Source organism: Pseudomonas sp. NDM, from assembly GCF_003105095.1.
Lineage (GTDB): Bacteria > Pseudomonadota > Gammaproteobacteria > Pseudomonadales > Pseudomonadaceae > Aquipseudomonas > Aquipseudomonas moraviensis_A.
Genome location: NZ_QETJ01000110.1, coordinates 1 through 16,540, shown reverse-complemented (window position 1 = coordinate 16,540; position 16,540 = coordinate 1). Strand labels below are relative to the sequence as shown.

Annotated in this window: 9 protein-coding genes; 5 read left to right on the top strand and 4 right to left on the bottom strand. The window is 60.6% G+C overall.

The genetic code is table 11. The features are described from left to right. Positions 1-77 precede the first annotated feature (77 nt). Complete coding sequence (locus DCO47_RS19395; RefSeq protein WP_116658708.1) at positions 78-863, bottom strand: siderophore-interacting protein; 786 nt, start codon at positions 861-863, stop codon at positions 78-80. Next, complete coding sequence (locus DCO47_RS19390; protein WP_116658707.1) at positions 860-1,435, bottom strand: PadR family transcriptional regulator; 576 nt, start codon at positions 1,433-1,435, stop codon at positions 860-862. Before DCO47_RS19390 ends, DCO47_RS19395 begins: the two co-directional genes overlap by 4 nt. Before the next feature lie 498 nt (positions 1,436-1,933). On the opposite strand from DCO47_RS19390, the gene DCO47_RS19385 reads away from it, so the two are divergent. The 5 genes from DCO47_RS19385 to DCO47_RS19365 all read left to right on the top strand — a co-directional run bounded on the left by DCO47_RS19385 (position 1,934) and on the right by DCO47_RS19365 (position 7,602). Beyond that, a complete protein-coding gene (locus tag DCO47_RS19385; RefSeq protein WP_042608305.1) occupies positions 1,934-2,422 on the top strand; it encodes a CS1 type fimbrial major subunit in 489 nt (162 codons plus the stop codon). A 113-nt stretch (positions 2,423-2,535) separates the two neighbouring features. Next, positions 2,536-5,058, top strand: a complete 2,523-nt coding sequence (locus DCO47_RS19380; RefSeq protein WP_116658706.1) for a CS1-pili formation C-terminal domain-containing protein — start codon at positions 2,536-2,538, stop codon at positions 5,056-5,058. 4 nt (positions 5,059-5,062) lie between these two features. After that, positions 5,063-6,277: a hypothetical protein gene (locus DCO47_RS19375; protein WP_064361674.1), complete on the top strand. Its 1,215-nt coding sequence runs from the start codon at positions 5,063-5,065 to the stop codon at positions 6,275-6,277. A gap of 44 nt (positions 6,278-6,321) precedes the next feature. Beyond that, positions 6,322-7,065 (top strand): pilus assembly protein, encoded by a 744-nt coding sequence (locus DCO47_RS19370; protein WP_042608302.1) that lies wholly within the window; start codon positions 6,322-6,324, stop codon positions 7,063-7,065. Positions 7,066-7,098: 33 nt separating this feature from the next. Beyond that, positions 7,099-7,602: a CS1 type fimbrial major subunit gene (locus DCO47_RS19365; protein ID WP_173867354.1), complete on the top strand. Its 504-nt coding sequence runs from the start codon at positions 7,099-7,101 to the stop codon at positions 7,600-7,602. A 157-nt stretch (positions 7,603-7,759) separates the two neighbouring features. On the opposite strand, the gene DCO47_RS19360 is transcribed toward DCO47_RS19365, so the two are convergent. Then, positions 7,760-12,886 (bottom strand): dermonecrotic toxin domain-containing protein, encoded by a 5,127-nt coding sequence (locus tag DCO47_RS19360; RefSeq protein ID WP_116658705.1) that lies wholly within the window; start codon positions 12,884-12,886, stop codon positions 7,760-7,762. A gap of 192 nt (positions 12,887-13,078) precedes the next feature. Continuing rightward, a complete protein-coding gene (locus DCO47_RS19355) occupies positions 13,079-16,216 on the bottom strand; it encodes a transglycosylase domain-containing protein (RefSeq protein ID WP_116658704.1) in 3,138 nt (1,045 codons plus the stop codon). Positions 16,217-16,540: the final 324 nt, after the last annotated feature.

Below are 16,540 nucleotides of genomic sequence, written 5' to 3'. Positions count from 1 at the left end.
GATCGCGGTGTGTCAGTCACCTGAGATATCGACTGTCAGACCGCTATCGCGAGCAGGCTCACTCCTACAGGGGAGCATTACTCCTCTTCCGAGCCTTCCGCGCGCCAGTAGCCGACAGCCTTGATGAACTGTTCATCCAGCCCATGCTCATCGATCAGCACCCGGCGAATCTGCCGTGAGACCTTGGTCTCCGTCGCTACCCATGCATACAGATTGCCCTTGGGCACCTGCAGTTGTTTGACCGTGGTCAGCAGGTTGTCCTTGCCACCTTCGCGCAGTACCCAGATCACATTGAACTGCGCCGCGCTTTCGAGCATTTGCTGTTCAGCGCCGTTTTCCACTTCGATCACCACCAGCGCCTTGCGATTGGCCGCGAGGTTTTCGAGGCGGCGGGCGATGGCGGGGAGGGCGGTTTCGTCGCCGATCAGCAGGTAGCTGTCGAAGATGTCCGGCACGATCATCGAGCCGCGCGGCCCGCCGATGTGCAGGAACTGCCCGGGTTGTGCCTGCTCGGCCCAGGTCGAGGCAGGGCCGTCGCCGTGCAGGACGAAATCGATGTCCAGCTCCAATTTTTCCAGATCGTAGCGGCGCGGCGTGTAGTCGCGCATCTCGGGCATCGGGCCGTTGTCCTTGCCGGCGCCGAGCTGCAGGGTCTCCAGCGCCGCGGCTTGTTCGGCGTTCTGCGGGAACAGCAGTTTGACGTGATCGTCCGTGCCCAGGCTGATGAACCCGGCCAGCTCCGGCCCGCCGAGGGTGATGCGGCGCATGCGCGGGGTCAGCTCGGTGACGCGTAAAACTTCAAGTTTGCGCCGTTTGATCTCATGCATTACGCGGTGGATGGTTTGAGTATCGACTGCGGTCATTCGGCTTTCTCCGGGGCAGGTGGAACGGCAGGGCCGTCCACGATGGCTTTGGCGGTGTCATTGAGCAGGTCGCGCACGCGCAGGATTTCCTCGGCGCTCCAGCGGCCATGGTGCAACTGCAGGGCATGACGCAGGTTGTGCACGGCTTCGTGGATTTCCGGCGGTCGGTCATGGCCGCGCAGCGAGCGCTTGCTGACGTCGATGCGCATGCGAACGCCGTCGAGCGCCACCGCTTGTTCACTCAAAGACAGACGACCGGCGTCGGTCACGCTGTAACGCTTTTTGCCGGCCTCGGCATCGCCGACGATCAGGTCGCTCTCTTCCAGAAACGTCAGGGTCGGGTAGATCACCCCGGGGCTGGGGCTGTAGGCGCCGTCGAACATGCCTTCGATCTGGCGGATCAGGTCGTAGCCATGGCACGGCTGTTCGGCGATCAACGCCAACAGCAGCAACTTCAAATCACCGGGGGCAAAAACACGCGGGCCACGGCCACCGCGTTCGCGACCGGGGCGCTTCTCGAAGCCGTCGCGGCCATCACCGTGTTCGCGGTGGGGGGAATGATGGTCTCTCATTTTTCGCTTTCTCTCTCGTCGTATTTAGATACAACTTAAGATATATCTTAAGGTCCGTGCAAGCCGTTTCTGGCTCCGGATTGGCCTGGCCGGACGAGTGGTCGCACCTTGAAAAACGCCGATGAATGTTTTCGACGTGGAAGATAAGCCGTGACCAAGAAGTTAAAGTTAACGCTCTAGTTGCACTTGAGTATATATTCTAATTCCTCGAAAGTTACCGAGTTAAAGCGCCCAAGTTGCTGTATGGTTTTTCCCGATAAACTGTGTGTAGGGCGTAACTTACAGCGAATATCGCAAGTATCTGTTTTTCGTTCTTTTTTCTGGCGGGGTGCGGGGTTGTTTAACTACGCGTTTGTCGGAAGTTGCCTGCTTACATTCCAGAGTCAACAGCCGATGATGCCCACCGTTGAAAGTTCAAGTTGATCCGGCAGTTGCTGGGGCAAGGGTTTATGAACTTTCGATGACAACCCCTTATATACAGCAAACAGGTACTGAACGATGCTCAAGAAATTCGCAATCGCTGCCCCACTGGCTCTTCTGGCAATGACCTCCACCGCCTTCGCCGCGGGCGAAGCCTCGCACTCCATCAGCCTCGTCGCTCACGTGCCAACCAACGGCTTCTACGTGGTGCCGACCGATCCTGATCTGGTCAACAAGGACCAGGACATGAGCTACCAGCCGACCACCGGCAAGATGGCCGAAGTTAACGGTTTCTTCGACGTGCGCAACAACAACGGTTCGGTTCACGCCAGCCTGGAAAGCTTGCCGAAACTGGTCGCTGGCAGCACTTCGATCGAACTGCAAGTGATGCTCAACAACAAGGAACTGACACTGACTCCACAACTGGTCGTTGGTGAAGCCGAGTCCGATGTCAACTATCGCGCACCGCTGAAAATCTCCGCCAAGGGCAGCAACTTCGAGCCGGGTGACTACACCGGTTCCGTGGCGATGATCTTCGACGCCGTGCCACCGGTTGGCGGCAACTGATCGACTGACCGGATTCAAAACGCTCGCTTTTCACGAGCGGCGTCAACCGACGGGGCAGGCAGTGATGTTTGCCCCGACGGACTTTCATAGTCAGTCAATCAGAGTACGAGTTCATGTTCCCGATGACCCCCATCGCGGCTGCACTTGCGCTGTTGTTTTGTGCCAGCGCAGCCGTCGCATCCAACACCGCCGGTACTACGCCACGTAGTCTGTTGGCGCAGGCCAAGGGCTTGCCGGCGGATTTCGAGGAGCATTTCTTTGATGTGCCGCTGGCGGTGCGGGTCGAAGTCGACCAGCAGCCGCTGGGTGAGGCCATGGTGGTGTTGTCCCGCGATGATCGCATCACGCTTCTCGAATTCACCGACACCAGCGAAAACCGTTTCGGCCCCGCCGAGCGGGAAAAATGGGCAAGCTTCCTCAAGCCCGGCGTGCCCCTGGGCGCGTGCAGCGGTTCGTGCCCGGAGCAGTTTCTGGCCGTGCATTACAACCTGGAAAACTCACTGGTCTCGATCGTCACCGAAAACGCCGAGCGCGACGTTGAAGCCAAGCGCTATTACGAGCAGCCGAGCGGCGGCAGCAGCGGCCTGATGGTGCGCAACCAGCTCAACCTCAATGGTGGCCAGGATCAGGACCTCGGCGGGCGCTTTGGTCTTGAAGCCAGTGCCAGCCTGGGCAACTGGAGCCAGACGCTCAACCTGCAAATGGCCCGGCTCGGCGGCCCTGACGACAAGCTTTATCACGCCGTCCACGAGCTGCACACCCAGCGCGAACTGCAAGGCAGTTTCTTTCGCGTGGGCTATTTCACCCCCAATTCCGAAGGCCTGACGCGCCAGCCGCGCACGTTCGGCACAAGTCCCGATACGGCGGTCGGCGTCATGTACGGCAGCTCCGACAGCCTGGCGATCAACAGTCCGATGCCCAGCGTCTACCCGATCTACGTGACCGCCAACCGCCAGGGTTCGGTGGAGATCTGGCGTGACGGTTTGCTGATCAATACGCAATCGGTGCCGGCCGGTCTGCAGACCCTCGACACGCGACCGTTGCCCGGCGGCATCTATGAGGTGGAAGTGCGGCTGGTCGAAGACGGCCAGATCACCTCCACCACCCAGGAGCTGGTGTACAAGCCCAACAACTGGCGCAACCTTGACGAACGCTGGCGCTACAACGTGTTTGCCGGTGAAGAAAGCAAACTGCTGAGCAACTGGGACACGCAAGCGAGCGGCAGTCCCACCGCCGGTGCGGCGGTGAACTATCTGTTGCATCCACGGGTGATTGTCGGCGCTTCGGCGCGGCAGATCCGGGAAAAGCTGCAGTACGGCACGTCGATCGACTGGACGCTGGCCAATCACATCAGCCTGTATGCCAACGTCTACAAGACCGAGGACTACGGCACCGGTCTCGACCTGCAGAGCCTGTACAACTATGGCGCCGGCAGCATTGTTGTCAGCCACAACCGCAGTTGGCTCGACACCACCAACACCTACGACACCCTGCCCGATGGCACCCGGGTACGTCCGCGCAATGTGTTTATCGGCCAGACCAGCAATTCGTCGCTGGCGCTCAACCATCGCCTCAGCAGCAGGAGCTCGGTCAACGCGCGGGTCTCGCACAGCGAGGGCAATGTCGAAGGCATGGGCCTCGATCTGGGCTGGACCCAGCGCACCCTGGTGCTGGGCAGCGACGCCAGTTGGCGCCTGTCGATTTTCGATCGGCCGGGCAGTTTCAGCAGCGGCGATGCGCGCAATCGCGGGGTCGACCTGAGCATCAACATGGCCCTCGGCGCACCCGGCCAGCAGATCACCGGCAGCATCGGTTCGCGCACGGCCCGCGACGGCGCGCGCGACAACAACGCCTCGCTCGGCTGGCGCCGGGACTTCAAGGACCACGTGCTGCAAAACGTCTCGCTCACGGCGCTCACCGACACCTATGGCATAGGTGTCGCCAGCCTGGCGAACTTCCGCACCGATTCGGTCAACGGCGACGGTTTCATCCAGCGCTCCTCTTATAACGGCAACTTCACCGGCGGCCTCAACGTCGACAGCACGCTGGTGGTGGGCGGCGAGCAGATGCTCATGACCAGCCAGAGTGAAGTGCGCGGTGCCGGGATGATCGTGGATGTGGAGTCGGACATCGAGGACATCGTCCTGCGCGCCGACGATTACAGCGGTGGCGGGGCGGCGTTGAAGCCGGGGCGCAATTTCATTCCGATCACGGCGTATCAGAACAGCTCGGTGAGTTTCGATTTCGAAGGCAACACAGTGCCGGCCGCCACCATCCAACCGGCGCGTACGCGTTATCACCTGAACAAGGGCGGCGTCGAGTACCGCAAGATCCGTGTGATGAAAACCCTGACCGTGCTCGGCCGGCTGGTGGACGGGCAAGGGCGTCCGCTCAAGGGCCACCACGTGATCAACCACGCCAGCCGTGGCGTGACCGAAGTCGACGGGTTCTTCTCGATGGAAATGAACGCCGGCTCACCGACCCTGGAAGTGCGTCAGGGCAACCAGTTGCTGTGCCAGTTCCGCCTCGATGCCGGCAGCCATCGCAGCGAAAACAATGTGTTGATGATCGGTGATCTGCGCTGCACGCCGGACACGCTGGCTGACGTCAACTCCACCGAACAGAAGGCAGGTTGATTCCATGAAGATAATCACAGGCGGCTGCGCATTGGCGCTGGCACTGAGCATATTGCCGGCGCAGGCGATCAATCAGGAGATCCGCGCATTGTTTCAACCTGATCCGTCGCAGCCGAGCAAAAACCTGTTCGTCAACCAGACACCCAATAGCGGCTATTGCGTGGCTTTTCCCGGCAAATGCGCTGACGGCAAAATGTTCAGCATCGAGTTGCCGGTTCGCTACAGCGCAGACCGACCACTCGTACCGGGTGACGGCATCTCTTTGAAAGTGCCAGCAGATTGGCGACGGTTGACGATCACGAATCGCGATACCCAGGAAGCGGAGATCGTCGAGGTACGCATTACCGGCATAGGCTCCCGGTATTTTCTGAGTGATCGGGTGCAGGAACTCACTGGAATTTCGAACGCCGCGCAGGCACATGACAAGCTCTGGAAATCCGAAACAGGTTGGCTTTATGCCCCTTCGCCTTGTGTTGGCAGCGGCTTGGCGGGGTATTCCGACACTACCTATCGTTTTTTCTGGCATACCCCGTTGGAGGCGTCCTGCACCAAAAACACCGTTTTCCGTATCCCCGGGATGTACTTCGACAAGCTTGATTTCGCCTATGAGCTCAAGACCCCTAACCCGTTGAGCATGTCGAGCGGTCTGTATACCGGATCGATTACTTACACCATGGGTCCCGGGGGCGATTTCCACATGGGCTACATGATGCAACCGGATGACACGCAGTTGACCCTCGACTTCGTGCTGGACGTACAGCACACCCTCAAAGTCGATCTGCCACCGGGTGGCAACAGAGTCACGCTGGAGCCCGAAGGCGGCTGGGCGCCGTGGCTCGACAGCGGGCGCAAGCCGAGAAGGATTTTCCGCGATCAACCTTTCTACCTCTCTGCGTCGTCGCGCTTCAAGGTGATGATGCTGTGCAATTCCATGGGCGGACCGTACTGCAGCCTCGGCAGCCCCCTGGGCGATAGCGTTCCGGTCAAGGTGTCCATGAGCCTGCCCACGGGCATCACTGGCCCTGGTGGTGACGTTGACCGAATTCCCTTGCACTTCGACAACTGGGTCGGTCCGTTCCAGCCGGGCATCTATGTGGATCGCAAACCCGGTGCGCTGCATTTCGAGCTGGAACCGGCGGCGATCGACTTTCTCCTGCGCCCCGGCAAGAACGACCGGCTGCGCGGCAACATCACCATTATCTGGGACTCGGATGTGTGAGCACTGCAGTCCGGCCTTTTTCGATTTTCATGGAGTTGAACGCGATGAAACGTGGTTTTCTGCTGGGCGTGCTCAGTGTGTGTTGCCTGACGGCGCAGGCCGGGCCGCAGATCAATGTCGGCACTGTCTATGATTATCTCGACGCCGATAAAAGCACCTATCTGAAACGGGTGTTCAACAGTGGCGACGCCACCGCGTTCGTCAAGATCAACGTACTGGAGATCATCTACGGCGCCGATGGCCTGCCGCAGGAAGTGCCTGTGCAAAACGCAGCTGACGGCGCTTCACGCAACGGTGTGATGGCCAGTCCGGCGCGGCTGATCGTGCCGGCGCAGGGCATGCAGGGCACGCGTCTGCTGTACATGGGCGAGCGGGATCGCGAACGCTATTTCCGCGTGCGCTTCGTTCCGGTGGTGCCGGAAAAGGAAGACGAGTTCGTGGTCAGCAGCGAAGAGCGCGAAGACTACAAAAACTCGCTTTCCGCCGGGGTCAACGTGATGACCGGGTTCGGCACGATCTTCTTCGTGCGGCCCAAAGACGCGCGTTTTGCCACCGTCATCAATGACACCGACAGCCGCTATGAACTGCGCAACGACGGCAACACCGTACTGATTGTCGATGAGTTCAAAAGCTGTTCGCTGAGCAAGGAAAACGACTGTGGTGCGACCACCAAACACCATGTGCTGGCAGGGAAGAGCTTTGCGTTCGACAAGGAGAAAGGCCGTCAGTACAGCTTCTTCCTGATCGAAGGCAGCGAGAAGAAAACCGTGAAGATCGCCAGTCGCTAGGTTTGTTTTCCATTGACGCATCGGGTAACCAACATGATCAAGCAATGCACCGCCGCCGCGCTGCTGGCCGCCACTGCGCTGAGCGGCGTCGGGGCGTGGGCCGCGCGCGAAGAGCACACGTTCGAAGTGTCCCTGACCATTCCCAGTCGGCCGTTCTACATCATTCCGGCGGAACCGGACTGGATTCACCGGCCGCAGCGGCTTGAGTGGGATTACCAGCGCGCGACCCTCAGCGGGCTGATGCGCAATTTCGATGTGCGCCACGACAGCAGCGCGATTGAGGCGCGGCTTGCCTACGACTCCTATCTGGAGAACGGCCGTCCCGGTGAAGTGATCGATCTGCGGGTCTCTTTCAACGATGTCGAACTGAGTTCGCACGTCACCCCGCGCCAGGTCTTGTCCGAGGAGGAAGCCGCCGGGGGCAAGCGCGTGGCGTTGAAGATCGACCCGATCGAACCGGAGGGTGGTTATCGCTCCGGGGATTATTACGGCAATGTGGTGCTGATGTTCAACGCCAGAGCGCCGGGTGCGCAGTGATCGATATGCACAGCTATCCGTGTGCGCCGGTTTATGCCGCAGCGGAAAAATGCTGTCGCATCGGGCGAACATGGAACGGTCCTGTGCTGGCGCCGGTTGTCGGCAGCGTGCCGTCCGGCCAGTCCTTGTCGGGGCTGGCCGGGTTGCAAACCTGCCGTTAAAGGCCCGCCAGTCTCATCGCCTCACGGGTCAGTTGTCGGGACAGTTCCTTGCGCTGGTAGCCGAGGTCATCAAGCAGCCTGTTGTAGCGGCGCTGGCTCATGGGTTCGTCGGTGAATATCTCGGCGTGGGGGATGCCAAGCCGGGTCGCGAGGGCTTCCAGTTTTCGCGTCAATGCATTGAACTGCGTTCGATCAGTGAGGGTGGCCCATTGCGCCTGTGCCGTGCGCAATTCATCAAGCCATTCGAGTCTGTCCTCAAAGAGACGATCATTGCGTTCGTATTGGGTCGGGTGGGTTTTGCGCAGGTGACGCTCCCAGAAATTGTCTGAGGAGAGATCAATCATTGCATTGACCAGGCCGTCGCCCTGTTCCCGCTTCACGATCATCCTGTACGCCGTTTCGATCTCCTGTTTTGTTACGCCGGAACGCTCCTCATAAAGCATCGCTTCGGACTGCCAGGGCAGTTCCAGTCGTTCTGCCAGGCCTTTCTCGAACGCCAGATGGATTTCCACTTCGTCCGGGGGCGGGTTGCCCGGATCGATGAGGTTCTGTTGTGCCTGACGGCTGTATTCAACGCGGGCTTCGTCGCTCACCAGATCCAGCCGCGCAGCACTGCGCGCCAGGCGCACGAGTTTGTTGTCCAGCACCTTGGCGGATGTCTGTTCTGCATAGGCTCTGGACACCAGCACCTTCATTCCGAGGGAGTTGAACAGTTGCGCACCGAGGTCCCCACAGTCGTCAGGGGAGACAATCTGTCTGAACAGTTTTTCGCGCAGTTCCGAGTCCAGCGTTGCGGCTTCGACCATTTCCCAGACGCGTCTGGTCAGCTTTTTTCGTGCGGGATTCGTCCGGTAATCCGCGCTTTCTCTTTGCTTGGCAATCACGCTGAAAAAACCGGCGGAGTCGGGCTCGGCCATCAGGTCGAACCAGGATTCTTCGCGATATTTTCTGAACGCCACGGACGGGCTGTAATGCTCAGGCTCATCGAAGGGTTCTTGCCAATGGCTGAGTTCGGTGCTGGATGCCTGTGGATAATCGATCACATAACCCAGGCCTGAGGAGCTGCGATAGTGTTGATAGCGGACCCGCTCTTCATTGGTCAGTTTTTCCGTATCAAACCTTGCCCGACTCAGGACGAAGGCCTGATCGGACCCGGGCGTGACCTCGGGCAAGGTGTCGATCGGCGCCTTGCGCATGTCGAGCATGAACCCCCGTGGGCGGTGTCGGTTGATGCTGCCCACCTTGAACAGCCCTTCGGGCCAGGTGTGGATATCGGTTTTGGCCAGACTCAGCTCCTCCAGCCGATACATGCGGCCGACATCGGGTGGCGTGCGCAGTGGATTGCCGTTCAGGTTCAGCGAGCGCAGCCGCACCAGTTCCTTGAGCCGTTCGCTGGATCGCGGTGTGAGACGGATGAGGTTGTCGGCCAGATCCAGATCCTCGAGTTGACGCATCTGGCCGATGCTGGACGGGATTTCTTTCAGTTCGCATTGGCGGGCGTTCAATCGGCGCAGATGGGGGAAACTGCCGAGCAATCCATCCGGATCTGCCGAGAGTGAGGTTTTGTTGATCCTCAGTGCGGTGATCTTGTCGATGTGCTTGTTCATGTCGGGGCGCTGGCGCAAATCCTTCCACCAGCGTTCGAGATCCTTGCCGCCGAACTCGGTGGTGAGGTCCAGCGTGTAGCCTTGCTCGGGATGGATGTCGGGTTCGTCGAAAACATCGCTCTGGCGTTTGAAGCATTCAATCATCCGTTGTTCGATGTGATTGCCGCCGGTCTGCATGTAATCCCTGGAGGCGCCGTAGCCCGGTTCTCCCGCGTCATCCATGCCGATGGGGTGATCGTCACGCCACGCCTGTAATGCCTTGTGCAAATCCTTGCGCTCGTTTTCCAGCTTTGCGATGGCATCGAGGGTGTTGCCTTTGCTCTGGCGCGTCAGGGTTTCAATGAACGCGTTTCTCGCACGTGCATTCATTGTCGGGTAAAGCTGCTCGATGCGTTGATCTGGCGTCCGGCTCCCAAAGAACCGGGACAAACCGCGTACCAGCGTTTCGGTTTCAATCGTCGCCTCAGGCCGGATGGGCGGCTCGGCCAGTGCGGTTCGGCGCTGCGCGGGGGGCTCGGCCTGTTCCATGATCCACAGTTTCAGCGGGCGTCCCTGACCGCGTTGATAACCCACGGCAGGCAGTGTTTCGGCGGGCACGGCATGCAGAATCGACTCATGGAAATCATCGGCGTCATGCAGTTTTTTATTGTGCACGTCGAGTACTTCGTAGCGGCCGTGTTCGTCGCGGATCAGGCGTCGGACAGTGCTTGCGTCATCCGGCCCGACACTGCAGCGCAATGTCCCGTCGTAGCTGCCATCGCGGACTTCCAGGCGCAGATCGGCGAAGGTGTCGGTATTGAGCCTGAGGGTGTTGAGCGCCAGGCGTTCGGTGTCGGCCGTCATCAGTTCGTCGTGATAAAAACCATCGTAGGCGCGGGCCGCGCTGGCTTCGAAATCCAGTTCCCGAGCCTGAGTCTTGAGGCGTAACGGCAGGCGTTGTTCGTCGGCGATTCTTTGCAGTTCGGTGGATCTGGCCTGGGACAGGAGCTTCTCGGCCAGCGGCAATGGCAGCTCCGGGAAAGTCTGTCTGACGATTCTGATGTCGGCTTTGTCGGGTCTTTCCAAGGCTCGATAGACATGCCGGAAAACGGCGCCACGGCGCTCATCCACGGCATCCGCCAGTCGATTGCGCAAGGCGCTCGCACGATCGGCACGGGCAACGTCGTGCCCCAGCAGATTATGGATTTCTCTGTCGGTGAGGAAGTCCGCCAGCCGATCCGGCAACCGGCCGGCGTTCAGATCGCCGAGGCTGATGCTCAAGGTATCGGCCGGCGCAGCCTGCGGGTCGCCGTACTTGCGCGAATGACCGCTCAGGCTGGCATCGGCGAACACCTCCAGCGCTTTGCCGTCAGGCCAGCCGGGCAACGCGGTCAACAGCGGTTCCAGCCAGACCGCTTGAGGGTCGATCGGCCGACCGCCACGGATGTCGGCACTCGCCGTGACTACGTCGTCGTAAGCGCTGAAGCGTTTGACCGCGTCGGCCAGCAGCGGTGGCGGCGGACTGTTGTCGATATGCATCTGGCGCAGCGCGCTGTGATCGGTGCCGCTGCTGATGCGCACCTGCTCCAGTTGCGTGGGCGAAAAGCGTTCGACGCTGTGGCCCAGACGCCGCATCAACGTTTCGTTCGACCAGTCTTGCGGGGTTTCCAGTTCATGCCGCCAGGCACCGTGGCCGTTGTGTTCGATCTTTGGTTGGTAGGCGTTGGCGCGGCGCGGGTGTTTGATGCGGTGGGTGTTGGACGTGGCTGGCGGCGAGGGTTTTTCGACACAGTACAGCTTGCCCTCCAGTGGCAGGACGGTTTCGTCGCCGTACTGATGCAGGCCATGGCGGTCGGGTCTGGCGTCTGGAGGGAGCATCAGTTCGTTGCGTTCGTAGGGGCTCAGGTCCGGGTGCCATAAACTCGCTTTGCCATCGGGCAGCCTGACCGGTTTCATGCCGTCCACCAGCGGTGACAGCTTCACGCGAAACGCTTCGCCGATCTGTGCGCCGGCGGTGAAGGCGGCCAATTGAATAATGTCGGTGACCACGCTGATGACATGCCCGGCGGCTTCCTGCCAAAGGCCTTCGGCCAGATCGACGATGCCTTCGATGACGTCGCTGGTCAGTTGGTAAGCGGTGTAGGCCATCATCAGTTCGCCCAGCCCCGGCACGAATGGGGTGGCGATCAACAGCGCGACATTGAAAATGTCCGAGAGAATTTTCTTGAAGTTGTCCCACCACGCCCAGCGCGCCTTGCTGTCGGTGTCCGCGGTGGAAACGGCGATTTCCCGGGCGTCATTGAGAACCTTGTCGAGTTTTTGCTGATAAGCGTGGCGCCAGTAATCGCCCTGCAATTTCACCCGAGCGAAGCGCAGATTGGGATTCTCTACCGTCACCTTGTGCCACGGCGGCAGCGGGTCGGACGGGGCCTGACTCGCGTGGTACCTGGCGATGAACAGCCGTTGCTCGAGCTCGGCAAAGAAGTGCCCGCGCTGCTGCTGATCGACGAACTGGCTGAAGAATTGGCGATAGGTCTGTCCGGTCGATTCGCTGAGCCGGTCGTCGCGAAGCTGACGCGTCAGTTCATCGCGGAAGGCTTTCAAAGAGTCGTACTCCTTGAGCGGGTGATCCGGGTCGTGGGGGACGTAGACGATCAGGCGTCGGATGCCACGCTTGTCCGTCACGGCGTGGGTCAACACCAGGACGCCGGTCAGCCGGGTGCCGAGCAGCGACAGGTCAGAGCACTGCATTGCGCGGCCATTGAGCAGCAGTTGCGGACTGCCTTCGGCCAGGCTCAACAGCATTTTGTAGGTGTCGTACTGGATGTCTTCCTTGATCAGCGCCAGGTGTGCGGCGACGGCGAGGGCGTCTTTCTGACTCTCGCTCACCTTGTGTTGCAGCACGGCTTCGGCCAGAGGCTCGCCGGGCAGCAGGTAGCTCTCCAGATGTTTTTTATACTGCGCGCCGATATCCAGCTCGCGGCACAGCGTCTGGAACTGGCTAATGGGCATGGCACCTTTGATCGGCAGGACATCGAACAAGCCTCGCGCGTCGGGTTGGCTGATGTAGTCCGAGCCGTCACCGACCGTTTCACTGCTGGCGAAGTTGTGCAGGGCGGCGTCCAGTAGCGAGACGGTGCGGGTCACAACGCCCTTGGAAACATCGATGGCGTACCACGGTTTGTCCTTGGGCAGGTAAAGGCGCAGAAAGGTGCGTTTGACGTCCGGCTCGATGCCGTGTCGCTCCTTGATGCTTGCCTTCAGCAGCGGCTCGGCGAAGGCATGCAGATCGGTTTTCGCCAGCAGATGATCCACCCGGTTCTGCGAGCCCCAGGCCTTGAGATTGGCAATCGCGAGTCTGAGCAGGTAAGGAGCGGGCGCGGTGGTGTACCAGGATTGAATCTTCAGTGGCGAGGCTGCCAAGGCGAGGCCCCGGCTGACGGTGGCGGTTTTGAAATTGTCGTTGACGGCGGACTTGATGAATTCGTAGTGCCGCCCTTTGTCCGCGTTGACCGCAGGCTGGGGGGAGAGAGACATGGCCAATCATCCTTGATTGTGGAGGAATGATCAGCCTACTCAGGGCAGGACAAAACAAAAGTTCAAAGATCGGGAGGCAAACCTCGCTGCGGGTCAGCAACCCGACAGGAATTCGAATCTGAAAAATGCAGGGATACCACCCACCGAAGCGAAGAATCGTCACCCTGATGCAGAAAAAGCCGACACGATTTGTTACCTCGTTGTAGGGCGCGGCGCCTCGAGCATGGCCACGCTGGCGGTCTGCGTCGGTTTGCATTGCGAGTCGCTGCCCGGCTGCAGATATGGCGTGAGGATCGGCGCCATGCCCTTGAGCACTTGCGTGGGCAGGGCCGAGGTGAACTTGAAGTTCTCTGCCGAGCGTCCCGGGACGAAGGCGGTGAGGGTGCCGAAATGGTGATCGCCGATGTAGAACACAAAGGTCGCCGTGCGGTTGATCGACTTCGAACTGATGATCCGCCCGCCAGAACCGATCGCGGCAATGCGGTTGTCGCCGGTGCCGGTTTTGCCGCCCATGGCCAGCGGCGTACCGTCGCGCAATTTGAAGCTGCCCGAGACCCGTTTGGCGGTACCGGCATCGACCACTTGCGACAATGCCTCGCGCATGGCTCTGGCGACTTCCACCGGCATTACCCGTTTGCCGACATGCGGATCATTGACCAGTCGGGTTTCGTAGGGCGTGCCGGCGGCGAAGTGCAGGCTGTCGATGCGCAGCGTCGGCATGCGCACGCCGTCATTGAGGATGGTGCCGATCAGCTCGGCGAGTGCGGCGGGGCGGTCGCCGGAACTGCCGATGGCCGTGGCCAGTGACGGCACCAGGTGGTCGAATGGGTAGCCGACTTTCTGCCAGCGCTGGTGGATGTCGAGGAAGGCTTCGATCTCGAGCATGGTGCGGATACGACTGTCGCGCGCACCCTTGTGGCGACTCTTGAACAGCCAGCTGTAGACTTCCTGACGCTCGAAATGGCTGGCCTTGACGATCTCGCTGAAGGTCGCTTCCGGGTGATGCAGCAGGTAGCCGATCAGCCACAGGTCCAGTGGATGCACCTTGGCGATAAAGCCTTGGTCGGGCAGGTCGTAACTGCCGGGGCCATACGAATCGTAGAGGCGGATCAGGCGGTCGTCCGTGAGTTTTTCGTTGAGTTTGGTGCCCTTGAGGTGCGAGCGCACGAACCGGTTGAAATCTTCCTGGCTGGCTTCCGGCAGCAGATAGCGATGCACGGCCGCCATACGGATCGGCGTCGGGCGCATGCTGTCGAGGAAGGTATCGAGCCGCGCTTGAGTGTCCTTGTTCCTGTACTTCTTCCAGAACTTGAGCAGGAACGAGGTGCCTTCGCGGTCGGCAAAACTGGCCAGGTATTCCTGACGACGCGGGTCGCGATCATCCTTGAGCAATTCGCCGTTGGGTCCTGAGTAGGTGGTGTAACGGACGATATCGCGCATCAGGCGAATGAACGGCAGGTTGATCGACTCGCGCAATGAATCGCGCAAAGTGGGCAGGCGCCCGTTGTCCTCTTTGCGAAAGTTGTGAAAGGTGTGCAGCCCGCCGCCGGTAAAAAACGCCTCGCCGGGGCTGGCCGAGTATTTGCGATCCAGCGCAGCGCCGAGCAGCTTCGACAGGTCGTGGTCCTTGTTCTGGATCAGGTAGTCGATGACCCAACGGCTGAGGCGATCCTGATCCGGTATCTCGACCTTTTTCAGTTCCGTCACGCTCATCGCGCCGTACTTGTCGTGCAGCTCGGCGACGATTTGCAGGTAAGTGGTGAGCACGCGCATTTTTGCGGTGGAGCCCAGTTCGAGCTTGCTGCCCTCGTTGATGTCGAACGGCTGGTCGGTGCTGTCGGTCTGCACGCGCACGCGGGAGCCGTCCGGGGTCAGTTCGAACAGGGTGAAGCTGTAGCGCACTTGCGTGGTACTGGTGGGCGTCAGCAAGCGTTCGCCGAGCAGGCCGATTTCGGCGGCATAAGCCGGATCGGCGAGTTTTTTCAGGTAAGCGGTGGCCTGGGTTTGCAGGTCGCCCTGCAGAGTGCTGGTGGCCGACAGGTCGAGGCGGTCGAGGTCGTACAGCGGCCGGTTGAGCATGCTCGCCAGACGGCTGCGAGCGACGCTGATGCCCTTGTTGGTTTCGATCGGCTGCAGGGTGGGTTGGGTTTGCCAGTCGCGGTACGACACGGTGCTCGCCAGTGCGGCATCGGCCAGGGCACTGTCGATCACGCCGTTCTGCTTGAGCAGGCGCAGGTGGCTGTCGGTGAGGTTGGCCAGCTCTTCGCGGCCCTTGGTCAGGTAGTGGGAAGGGCGGCGCTGGGCGATCATCAGCGAGAGCATTTCCCGCAGGGCGAGGCCTTTGGCGGCCATGGTCTGCGGGTCGGTCGCCGGGCTGTTCAATTGCTCGTTGGCCTTGTTGAAATCGCTGCCGTACCAGACCCGCAAGCCTTCGGCCATGCCATGCACTTCGCCGTGGCCGGGCACCGCCGAGAGCGGCACGCTGTTGAGGTAGTCACGGACGATGTTCTGCCGCGCGCCGAGGCTCTGCGGGCCATCCTGATAAGCGCGGACACTGGCGGAAATCATCTGGCGGATTTTCTCCGCGCCGGATGAAGTCAGGCCCTCAGGCGAGTGACGGTACTTTTCCAGTTGCGTCGCCAGGGTGCTGCCGCCGGCCGATTGCCCGGGAAGGCGCAGCAGTTTCGCCACTTGCGACCACGCCGCCATGCCGAAGCGCGGCCAGTCCACCGCCGGATTGGCCAGCGGTTGTTTCGGGTCGAGGAGAAAACGGTTTTCGATGAACAGCAGGCTGCTGACCACCACCGGCGGAATCGCTGCGAAGTCCGGGTACAGCTGTTGCGGATAGTTGTAGCGGTACAGCGGCGCGGCCCGGCAATCGGTGATCGACAGTCCGGCCTGGATCTTCTCCGAATAGGGCACGAACAGGCCTTTGTCGGTGTAGCTGAGCAGGGCAGGGGAGAAGCGCGTCTGCTCGGTGATCACGTAATTGCGCTTGAGCAGGCGTGGCAGAAATTCATCCAGCGAGCTGTAACCCAGGCGCAGATCGAACGGGCCGTTGCCCGGATAACGAATCGCTTCGCTGGGCCCGGGTTCGAGTTTGTAGGTCAGCGAAGCGGCGTACTGGCTCAGTTCCCGCGCCTGGAAGCGCGAAGTGCGCATTTCTTTCGACGCGGCGAGTCCCACGACGACCGCGATGATCACAAACAACAACCAGAAAGCCTTCCACCCGTGCCGATTGCGGCGGGGTTTTTCAGGGACAGGCGCTTCATCCACACGTTCAGTCGGGACCACGGTTTTACTCGAATCGGTTTGCCACAAAGCACCCATAGTCGACTGATCCATTCACGCAGATTGATCGGACTTGTCTAAAGCTTAGACGGTGGTTGGCCGTGGGGAAAAAAATGTAAAGGACTGCGGGAGGAGCGGTCGCAGAATCCCCGCAAGCTCCCTTGCCACAAGGGTAGCGGTGTTTCAGAGGCAGCAGGCAGGGCGACGATGGCGGAAGTAGCCGATAGTCCGGGGCCGTGCACCTCTTCTGTGGCGAGGGAGCTTGCTCCCGCTGGACTGCGCAGCACTCCCAACCCCATGCCACCGCAATCTGCCTGATGCACCGCGCAGTCAGGTTTTACGACTGCTGCGCAGCCGAGCGGG

Coding starts and splice junctions, on each gene's coding strand:
- DCO47_RS19390 (WP_116658707.1), bottom strand. CDS start 1,435: ATGAGAGACCATCATTCCCCCCACCGCGAACACGGTGATGGCCGCGAC.
- DCO47_RS19375 (WP_064361674.1), top strand. CDS start 5,063: ATGAAGATAATCACAGGCGGCTGCGCATTGGCGCTGGCACTGAGCATA.
- DCO47_RS19355 (WP_116658704.1), bottom strand. CDS start 16,216: ATGGGTGCTTTGTGGCAAACCGATTCGAGTAAAACCGTGGTCCCGACT.
- DCO47_RS19360 (WP_116658705.1), bottom strand. CDS start 12,886: ATGTCTCTCTCCCCCCAGCCTGCGGTCAACGCGGACAAAGGGCGGCAC.
- DCO47_RS19370 (WP_042608302.1), top strand. CDS start 6,322: ATGAAACGTGGTTTTCTGCTGGGCGTGCTCAGTGTGTGTTGCCTGACG.
- DCO47_RS19380 (WP_116658706.1), top strand. CDS start 2,536: ATGTTCCCGATGACCCCCATCGCGGCTGCACTTGCGCTGTTGTTTTGT.
- DCO47_RS19385 (WP_042608305.1), top strand. CDS start 1,934: ATGCTCAAGAAATTCGCAATCGCTGCCCCACTGGCTCTTCTGGCAATG.
- DCO47_RS19395 (WP_116658708.1), bottom strand. CDS start 863: ATGACCGCAGTCGATACTCAAACCATCCACCGCGTAATGCATGAGATC.
- DCO47_RS19365 (WP_173867354.1), top strand. CDS start 7,099: ATGATCAAGCAATGCACCGCCGCCGCGCTGCTGGCCGCCACTGCGCTG.